The following is an 8366-nucleotide window of genomic DNA, read 5'->3' as shown; positions in this document are numbered from 1 at the left end:
GCTGCAACCCGCACCGGCGGCGGCGAGGGGGGCGGTCGTGGTACAACCCCGCGCCCCCCCGGGGGGGGGCCCCCCCGGCCCCGTTGCGTCTCCAGGGTGACGAACTCACTCACCCGGGTGAACGCGGGGGCGCTCCGATGTCGCTTCGGCGGGCCTCGTTCCTACGATCTGAGCAATCGTGCGGACCCTCGGAGGCGTTTCATGGCCGACAGGCGCGGAATCGCAGGTATCGGCGGCATCTCGCTGACCCTCGCAGTACTGGCCCCGCTGGCCGCCTGCTCGTCCGGCGGCGGCGAGGCGGTCGGCCCCCACCGGATCGACGCGGCCGTGCTCGTCCATCTCTCGGCCGAGGGCGGGGGCAAGGTCGACCCCTCCAAACCGGTCACGGTGACGTCCGTGCCCGGCAGCCGGCTGACCGACGTCACCGTGACCGGCCCGGACGGCCGGGTGGTGGCCGGTCAGCTCGCCGAGGACCAGCGCAGCTGGCAGACCACCGGCCGGCTGAAGGCCGACACCGACTACTCGGTGCGGATCGCCGCCGACGACGGCAAGGGCGGCCGCGGCGACACCACGGCGGACTTCAGCACCCTCGCCGCCCAGCGCCTGCTCACCGCCAAGCTGGGCCCGGACTCCTCCGGCAGCGGCATCTACGGCGTCGGCCAGCCGCTCACCGTGCAGCTCTCCGAGGCGGTGCAGGACCCGCAGGCCCGCCAGGAGGTCGAGCGCGTCCTGACCGTCAGCTCCCAGCCCGCCGTCACCGGCGCCTGGTACTGGGTGGGCGACAAGGAACTGCACTTCCGCCCGCAGGAGTACTGGCCGGCCGGCACCACCGTCTCGCTGGCCTTCGACGGCACCGGCGTCCGGATCGCGGACGGCCTCTACGGCGGCGACCGCAGCACGCTGGGCCTGCGGATCGGCGCACGGGTCGAGACGGTGGTCGACGCGGCCGCCCACCTGCTCACCCTCAGCCGTGACGGCGAGCTGCTCCGGAGCATCCCGGTGACCACCGGCAAGCCCGGCTTCGACACCCGCAACGGCGTCAAGGTGGTGCTCGGCCAGGAGCGGTCCGTCCGGATGAACGGCGAGACGATCGGGATAAAGGCCGGGAGCTCGGAGTTCTACGACCTCAACGTGGAGTGGGCCACCCGGGTCACCTGGAGCGGCGAGTACGTCCACGCGGCGCCCTGGTCGGTCCGCTCGCAGGGCCTGGAGAACGTCAGCCACGGCTGTACCGGCATGAGCACCGAGAACGCCAAGTGGTACTTCCAGAACACCAGGGTGGGGGACCTGGTGACGGTGGTGAACAGCCGCGGCGCCACCATGGAGCCCTTCGGCAACGGCTTCGGGGACTGGAACATCTCCTGGACGGACTGGATCAAGCACAGCGCCCTCGGGCAGCCCGTCAGCACCACCGTGCCGTCCTCCCAGGCCCACGCCTCGGGGATGATCCGCCCGGAGGCCTGAGGGCCCCTGGAGCGCCTTCTCAGGCCTCCTGGTAGGCCAGCCGCAGGGCGGCGTCCACGGCGGCCAGCGCGTCCGCCCGCGGGAGCCCGAGCCGGGTCGCCCGCTCGGCGTACTCGGCGGCGGCCGCGGCGGCCAGCCGGTGCGCGGTGTCACCGGTGGCCGCGATCAGCGTGCCGCGCCGGCCGTGGGTCTCCACCACGCCGTCCGCCTCCAGTTCCCGGTACGCCCGGGCGACCGTCCCGGCGGCCAGCCCCAGCTCCTCGGCCAGGGCCCGGACGGTGGGCAGCCGCAGCCCGGTCGGCAGTTCGCCGGAACGGGCCCGCTCGGCGATCTGGGCCCGGATCTGCTCGTACGGGGGAGTGGCGGCGGCGGGGTCGACGGACAGCTGCACGGGAGCTCCTGGAGGGTGCGGACGGGGGACGGGAAAGCCCGAGGGCCGCCGACCAGAAGAACTCTGGTCAGCGGCCCTCGGGTGTGACGCTGCGGGGCGTACGGGATCAGTGGTGGCCGTGGCCGCTGGTGATCTCGTGGTGCTCCTCGGAGGTCGGCTTGGGGATCTGGGCGCCGCCGCCGTAGAAGCCGCGGGACAGCTTGGCCCGGGTGCGGCCGATCAGGCCGGCCTTGCCGGCCACGCCGTTCTCGTCCGTCTGGGCCGGCAGCTCGACCGGCTGGACCTGCTCGTGCGCGGTGAGCTTGTACAGGTCCTTCTGCGGCAGCTGGGCGTGCACCTCGACGAACTCGCCGTGCGGCAGGCGCTTGATGACGCCCGTCTCGCGGCCGTGCAGCACCTTCTCCTTGTCCCGGCGCTGGAGGCCGAGGCACCAGCGCTTGGTGATGATGAAGGTGATGACCGGCACCGCGAAGAAGCCGACGCGGACGAAGTAGGTGATCGAGTTGATCGACAGGTGCAGGTGGGTGGCGAACAGGTCGTTGCCACCACCGACCAGCAGCACCAGGTACAGGCTGATCCAGGCGGCGCCGAGCGCGGTGCGGACGGGCGCGTTGCGCGGGCGGTCCAGGATGTGGTGCTCGCGCTTGTCGCCGGTGATCCAGCCCTCGATGAACGGGTAGACCGCGATCGAGACCAGGACCAGCGGGAAGATCATCAGCGGGATGAAGACACCCAGGTTCAGGGTGTGGCCCCACAGGCCGACCTCCCAGCCCGGCATGACGCGGATCAGGCCTTCGGAGAAGCCCATGTACCAGTCGGGCTGGGCGTCCGTGGACACCTGGTCCGGGCGGTACGGGCCGTACGCCCAGATCGGGTTGATCGTGGCGATCGCCGAGATGGCGGCGATCAGACCGAACACCAGGAAGAAGAAGCCACCGGCCTTGGCCATGTAGACCGGCATCAGCGGCATGCCGACGACGTTCTTCTCGGTCTTGCCCGGGCCCGCCCACTGGGTGTGCTTGTGGTAGAAGACCAGGATCAGGTGCGCCACCAGCAGGCCGAGCATGATGCCCGGGATCAGCAGCACGTGGATCGTGAAGAAGCGCGGCACGATGTCGTGGCCGGGGAACTCGCCCCCGAACAGGAACATCTGGATGTAGGTGCCGACCAGCGGGACGGCGAGGATCGCGCCTTCCATGAACCGGATACCGGTACCCGACAGCAGGTCGTCCGGCAGCGAGTAGCCGAAGAAGCCGTCGAACATGCCCAGGATCAGCAGCAGGAAGCCGAAGACCCAGTTGATCTCACGCGGCTTGCGGAACGCGCCGGTGAAGAACACGCGCATCATGTGCACGAGCATCGCGGCCACGAAGACCAGGGCGGCCCAGTGGTGGATCTGCCGGATCAGCAGACCGCCGCGGACCTCGAAGCTGATGTCCACCGTCGAGGCGTACGCCTCGGACATCCCGATGCCCTTGAGCGGCACGTACGAGCCGTTGTAGACGACCTCGGCCATCGACGGCTTGAAGAACAGCGTCAGATAGACACCGGTCAGGATGATGATGACGAACGTGTAGAGGCAGATCTCGCCCAGCATGAAGGACCAGTGGTCCGGGAAGATCTTGCGCAGGTTGGCCTTGGCGAGGGAGTAGATCCCCACCCGGCCGTCCGTCCAGTCAGCAGCGGCCTCCCACTTGTTGGCGGGCTTGGCGCGCGTGCTGGCGGGCTTGGCGGCACCGGTGGTGCTGCTCGTACTCATCGAGCACGCTCCCAGTAGCTCGGGCCGACGGGCTCGTCGAAGTCGCCGGTGGCGACCAGGTAGCCCTTCTCGTCAGTGATGATCTTCAGCTGCGGCAGCGGGTGGCCGGCCGGGCCGAAGATCACGCGCGCGCCGTCCGCCAGGTCGAAGGTCGACTGGTGGCAGGGGCAGAGCGCGTGGTGGGTCTGCTGCTCGTACAGGCTGATCGGGCAGCCGACGTGGGTGCAGATCTTGGAGTAGGCGAGGATGCCCTCGAAGCCCTTCTCCCGCGACCGGTCGTCCTTGATGTCGTCCGGTGCGATGCGCACCAGCATCAGGGCGTCCTTGGCGATCGCCTGCTGGAAGTCCTCGTCGTGGACGTGCAGACCCTCGGGCATGGCGAAGGTCAGCGAGCCGATGACGATGTCCTCGGCCTTCATCGGCAGGTTGGTGTTCATGTTGATGAGCTGCAGGGGCTGGGCCGGGGTCGCCTCGTTCCAGCCCGTCTCCTTCAGCTTCTTCTCGGGCAGCGGCCCGAGGTCGCGGAGCAGGACCACGCCGGAGAGCGGGACCAGCGCCATGGAGCCGATGAGGGTGTTGCGGATCATCTTGCGGCGGCCGAAGCCGGACTCGGCGGCACCGGTCTTGAACTGCTCGATGACGTCCGCGCGGACCTCGTCGTCAGCCTCGATCGGGTGGCGCTCGGCCGGCAGCTCGACGTCCGACATCAGCGTGCGGGCCCAGTGGACCGCACCCGCGCCGATCATGAACAGCGCGACGCCCAGGGTCATGCCGAGCGCGAAGTTCAGCGCGCTGACGTGACCGAGCGGGAAGATGTAGACGATCTTGTCCGGGTCGATGGCCACGTACGAGGCGATGAAGCCGATGGTGGCGAGCATCGAGACCACGAACATCAGCGAGACCTGGCGCTCGGCCCGCTGGGCGGCCCGCTCGTCGATGTCGGTGCGGCGGGGCTCGTGGGCCGGAAGGCCCGGGTCGGCGAACGGGTCGCCGTGTGCGGCGACGTCACCGGCGGAGCCGTGTGACTCCGGCAGCTTCTCTTCTGACATGTCGTGGCTCATGACTTCTTGGCCTTGGTGGTGTGGGCGGCGACCCAGATCGCGACCGCGATGAGCGTGCCGAGACCGAAGATCCAGCCGAACAGACCCTCGGTCACCGGACCGAGGCTGCCGAGCGTGAGACCACCGGGGTTGGGCTCATCGGAGGTGGTGTGGCGGACGAAGGCCACGATCTGCTTCTTCTGCTCCTCGGGCATGGTGGTGTCCGGGAACGACGGCATGTTCTGCGGGCCGGTCTGCATGGCCTCGTAGATGTGCTTGGCGTCCACGCCCTCCAGCGACGGGGCGTACTTGCCCTTGGTCAGGGCACCGCCCTGGCCGGCGAAGTTGTGGCACTGGGCGCAGTTGGTGCGGAACAGCTCGCCACCCTTGGAGATGTCGTCCGGGTTGGTCGAGGTGTACTGCTCCGGGGTCGGCGTCACCGGGCCGGGGCCGAGCGAAGCGACGAAGGCGGCGAGCTGGTCGATCTCCGCCTGCGAGTAGATGTTCTTCTTGCGCGGCACCTGGGCGCCGGGCTGCTGGGCCGGCATGCGGCCGGTACCGACCTGGAAGTCGACAGAGGCGGAGCCGACGCCGACCAGGCTCGGACCGTCGCTGCTGCCCTGGCCGTTCAGGCCGTGGCACGAGGAGCAGCCCACGGCGAAGAGCTTCTTGCCCTCATCGATCGCGAGCGACTGCGCGGCGACGTCGGCCTGCGCCTTGTCGGCGGGCGCGAACGCGGCGTACAGCCCCCCGGTTGCCGCCAGGGCGAGAAGTAGGACGACCAGCGCCGCCAATGGGTGGCGCCGTCGTGCGGAGAGCTTTTTCACGGAATAACCCCGGTGTCAGGATCTGGTCGACTGGTGGGTGCACCCGGCGGCCGGTCTGGCCGGCACGAGGCTGCCTGTCTAGGGCTGCGCGCGCGGTCGGTCGGTGGGAGCGTCGCCCACCGGCAGAATCGGCCCGACGCCGGTGAGGGCGGGGACCGAAGCCGGTGGCCAGCGACCTGATCAGCTGGTTACTTGATCAGGTAGATGGTCGCGAACAGGCCGATCCACACGACGTCGACGAAGTGCCAGTAGTACGACACGACGATCGCGGCGGTGGCCTGCTCGTGCGTGAAGCGCTTGGCTGCGTACGTCCGTCCCAGGACCAGCAGGAAGGCGATCAGACCACCCGTCACGTGCAGACCGTGGAAGCCGGTGGTCAGGTAGAACACCGTGCCGTACGGGTCGGAGGACAGCGAGAGGCCGTCCTTCTTGACCAGCTCGGTGTACTCGAAGATCTGGCCGCCGATGAAGATCGCGCCCATCACGAAGGTGATGACGAACCACGAGCGGAGCTTCTTCACGTCCCCGCGCTCGGCAGCGAACACGCCGAGCTGGCAGGTCAGCGAGGAGAGCACCAGGATCGTGGTGTTGACCGAGGAGAAGGGCACGTTGAGGGCGTGCGCCTTCTCGGTCCAGAACTCGGCTCCCTTGACGGAGCGGAGCGTGAAGTACATCGCGAAGAGGGCCGCGAAGAACATCAACTCGGAACTGAGCCAGACGATCGTTCCGACGCTGACCATGTTCGGCCGGTTGACCGATCCGTGCGCGTGCCCGGTTTCTACTGCTGTTGCTGTCGCCACGACGGACATTATGTCGGTCCCTTATTCCGTCTTCACGCCGGGGGGTGTCCCTCGGAGTGTCCGGTGCGTGCGGTATGCCCCCCTGAGGGGCGGTGGGGGACCCCAATGGCGGCTGAGCAGCGGCGTGTCCCTTTTCTGACGGTTCCTCGAAGGGGCCCGCGACCCCGTTGCCCAGCGCGTCGTTGCACGCTTGGCGGAGCCTCCGGGGGTAATGCGCGGGCCCCTTATCGGCCGTACGGGTGGTCTGGACGGGTCCGGGTGACGGGCCGTCCTCCGGGCGGGTGAGTCGCGGGCGCGGCGGCTTGAGGAGGAAGGTCCGCGAGGGGGACTCGGCGACGGGTGATCGGGAGTAGCATCCGGATCAGGCGAACGTGGTCCGGATCACACTTGAGGGAGCAGGGCCCATGGCGTACACGACCGACGAGACGCTCACCGTCCTCGTCTACAGCGATGACCGCAACACCCGCGAGCAGGTGCTGACGGCACTCGGCCGCCGGCCCGTCGAGGACCTTCCGGAACTGTCCTACCTGGAGTGCGCGACCACCCCGGCGGTGCTGAAGGCACTGGAGAAGGGCGGCGTGGACCTCTGCATCCTGGACGGCGAGGCGGTGCCGGCCGGCGGGCTCGGGCTCGGCCGCCAGCTCAAGGACGAGATCTACGGCTGCCCGCCGGTGCTGGTGCTGATCGGCCGGCCGCAGGACTCCTGGCTGGCCGCCTGGAGCCGGGCCGACGCCGCGATCTCCCGCCCGGTGGACCCGGTGGCGCTGGCCGGCGCGGTCGCCACCCTGCTGCGGGCACGGCTGGCCAAGCGGGCGCCCGTCAGCCGCTGAGCGGTGCCGTCTCACGACTAGAGAAGACGCCGCCTCGGGAACCCGACTGGTCGATAGGCTGACTCCATCCGTACGGACGTCCCCCCGACGCGGGGAACCCGACAACAGCTGGAGTCAGCCATGGTGAACGTGAACCCTGCGAACGGTGGTACCGCACCCGCGCAGGTGGTCCGCACCTGGCCGGACGTCCTGGCGGCGCTGTTGAAGGGGGAGGACCTCGACCGCTCGGCCACCGCGTGGGCGATGGACCGGATCATGAGCGGCGAGGCGTCCCCCGTCCAGGTGGCCGGGTTCATGGTGGCGCTGCGGGCCAAGGGCGAGACGGTCGACGAGATCACCGGCCTGGTGGACGCGATGTACGCGCACGCCGAGCCGCTGGACATCCCCGGCCCGGCCGTGGACATCGTCGGCACCGGCGGGGACCGGGCCAAGACCGTCAACATCTCCACCATGTCGGCGATCGTCGCGGCCGCGGCCGGAGCCAAGGTGGTCAAGCACGGGAACCGGGCCTCCTCCTCGGCCAGCGGCTCCTCGGACGTGCTGGAGAAGCTCGGCGTCCGCCTCGACCTGTCGGCCCGGCGGGTCGCCGAGATCGCCGAGGAGGTCGGGCTGACCTTCTGCTTCGCGGCCAAGTTCCACCCGTCGATGCGGCACGCCGCCACCGCCCGGCGCGACCTCGGAGTGCCGACCGCGTTCAACATCCTCGGCCCGCTGACCAACCCGGCCAAGGTCACCTCGCACGCGATCGGCTGCTTCGACACCCGGCTCGCCGCACTGATCGCCGGCGTGCTCGCCCGGCGCGGCTCGACCGGCCTGGTCTTCCGGGGCGACGACGGTCTGGACGAGCTGACCATCACCACCACCTCGCAGGTGTGGATCGTGCGGGACGGGACCGTCACCGAGACCACCTTCGACCCGCGGGACGTCGGCGTCGAGCTGGTCGGCATCGAGGCGCTGCGCGGGGCGGACCCCTCGTACAACGCCGAGGTCGCGCGCCGGCTGCTGGCCGGCGAGCGCGGGGCCGTACGGGACGCCGTCCTGATGAACACGGCGGCGGCGCTGGTCGCGCTCGACCTGGGCGAGGCGCCGCTCACCGAACAGCTCGCGGCCGGCATGGCGCGGGCGGAGCAGGCCATCGACTCGGGCGCGGCGCAGGAGCTGCTGCGGCGTTGGTCGGAGGCCACCAGCCGGGTGTGAGGCGGTACTTGGGAGCCCGCGCCCCCCCGGCGGCGCGGGCTCCGCGGGTGTCCGGCTG

General features: G+C 70.0%; 8 protein-coding genes. 3 read left to right on the top strand and 5 right to left on the bottom strand.

Going from position 1 to position 8366, the window contains the following annotated elements; all coding sequences use genetic code 11:
* The first annotated feature begins 201 nt into the window (after positions 1–201).
* Positions 202–1464: an Ig-like domain-containing protein gene (locus tag ACFV6I_RS12665; protein ID WP_063347289.1), complete on the top strand. Its 1263-nt coding sequence runs from the start codon at positions 202–204 to the stop codon at positions 1462–1464.
* Between the two features lie 19 nt (positions 1465–1483).
* On the opposite strand, the gene ACFV6I_RS12660 is transcribed toward ACFV6I_RS12665, so the two are convergent.
* From ACFV6I_RS12660 to ACFV6I_RS12640, 5 genes are all read right to left on the bottom strand, one after another.
* Positions 1484–1855, bottom strand: coding sequence for a GntR family transcriptional regulator (locus ACFV6I_RS12660; protein WP_063347288.1), 372 nt, complete (start codon positions 1853–1855; stop codon positions 1484–1486).
* Between the two features lie 106 nt (positions 1856–1961).
* Positions 1962–3614 carry a ubiquinol-cytochrome c reductase cytochrome b subunit gene (locus ACFV6I_RS12655; RefSeq protein ID WP_063347287.1) on the bottom strand — a complete coding sequence of 551 codons (1653 nt, stop codon included), beginning with the start codon at positions 3612–3614 and terminating at the stop codon, positions 1962–1964.
* A complete protein-coding gene (locus ACFV6I_RS12650) occupies positions 3611–4663 on the bottom strand; it encodes a ubiquinol-cytochrome c reductase iron-sulfur subunit (protein WP_063347286.1) in 1053 nt (350 codons plus the stop codon). Before ACFV6I_RS12650 ends, ACFV6I_RS12655 begins: the two co-directional genes overlap by 4 nt.
* An 8-nt stretch (positions 4664–4671) precedes the next feature.
* Positions 4672–5481, bottom strand: coding sequence for a c-type cytochrome (locus tag ACFV6I_RS12645; protein ID WP_063347285.1), 810 nt, complete (start codon positions 5479–5481; stop codon positions 4672–4674).
* Positions 5482–5669: 188 nt separating this feature from the next.
* Complete coding sequence (locus tag ACFV6I_RS12640; protein WP_063347284.1) at positions 5670–6290, bottom strand: heme-copper oxidase subunit III; 621 nt, start codon at positions 6288–6290, stop codon at positions 5670–5672.
* Between the two features lie 395 nt (positions 6291–6685).
* Here ACFV6I_RS12640 and ACFV6I_RS12635 point away from each other — a divergent pair, with 395 nt between their 5' ends.
* Both ACFV6I_RS12635 and trpD read left to right on the top strand, forming a co-directional pair.
* Positions 6686–7111, top strand: coding sequence for a hypothetical protein (locus ACFV6I_RS12635; RefSeq protein WP_063347283.1), 426 nt, complete (start codon positions 6686–6688; stop codon positions 7109–7111).
* A 120-nt stretch (positions 7112–7231) separates the two neighbouring features.
* Entirely contained in the window at positions 7232–8308 is a 1077-nt protein-coding gene (gene trpD, locus ACFV6I_RS12630) for an anthranilate phosphoribosyltransferase (RefSeq protein ID WP_380375658.1), read from the top strand.
* Positions 8309–8366: the final 58 nt, after the last annotated feature.

The organism is Kitasatospora sp. NPDC059803 (assembly GCF_042732255.1).
In the GTDB taxonomy this organism is placed as follows: domain Bacteria; phylum Actinomycetota; class Actinomycetes; order Streptomycetales; family Streptomycetaceae; genus Kitasatospora.
This window is presented reverse-complemented; position numbering and strand designations above follow the sequence as displayed.

Excerpts from the sequence above, each read along its gene's own strand:
- ACFV6I_RS12665 (WP_063347289.1), top strand. The coding sequence starts at position 202 with ATGGCCGACAGGCGCGGAATCGCAGGTATCGGCGGCATCTCGCTGACC.
- trpD (WP_380375658.1), top strand. The coding sequence starts at position 7,232 with ATGGTGAACGTGAACCCTGCGAACGGTGGTACCGCACCCGCGCAGGTG.
- ACFV6I_RS12655 (WP_063347287.1), bottom strand. The coding sequence starts at position 3,614 with ATGAGTACGAGCAGCACCACCGGTGCCGCCAAGCCCGCCAGCACGCGC.
- ACFV6I_RS12640 (WP_063347284.1), bottom strand. The coding sequence starts at position 6,290 with ATGTCCGTCGTGGCGACAGCAACAGCAGTAGAAACCGGGCACGCGCAC.
- ACFV6I_RS12635 (WP_063347283.1), top strand. The coding sequence starts at position 6,686 with ATGGCGTACACGACCGACGAGACGCTCACCGTCCTCGTCTACAGCGAT.
- ACFV6I_RS12650 (WP_063347286.1), bottom strand. The coding sequence starts at position 4,663 with ATGTCAGAAGAGAAGCTGCCGGAGTCACACGGCTCCGCCGGTGACGTC.